The sequence below is a fragment of the Citrobacter sp. TBCS-14 genome (genome assembly GCF_005280805.1).
Classification (GTDB): Bacteria; Pseudomonadota; Gammaproteobacteria; order Enterobacterales; family Enterobacteriaceae; genus Citrobacter; species Citrobacter gillenii.
Map to the genome: position 1 here is coordinate 346 of NZ_SZWM01000556.1, position 257 is coordinate 602.

General features: G+C 49.4%; 1 protein-coding gene. It reads left to right on the top strand.

What is annotated here, in order from left to right:
- On the top strand, positions 1–257 hold a 257-nt coding region (locus FDX22_RS31425), incomplete at both ends, for a deoxyribodipyrimidine photo-lyase (protein WP_255432979.1).

Genomic DNA, 257 nt, shown 5'->3' on the forward strand with positions numbered 1-257 from the left:
AGCCGACTGTTTTATAACTATCAGTACGAAATCAACGAACGCCAGCGCGATGCTCAGGTTGAAAAATCATTATCGCAGGTGGTCTGTGAGGGTTTTGACGATAGCGTAATTCTGGCACCGGGCGCGGTAATGACCGGGAATCATGAGATGTATAAAGTCTTTACACCGTTTAAAAATGCCTGGCTGAAGCGGTTAAAAGACAGTATCCCGGAGTGTGTTGCGGCACCAAAAGCCCGCGAAAGCGGCGCAATTCCCCC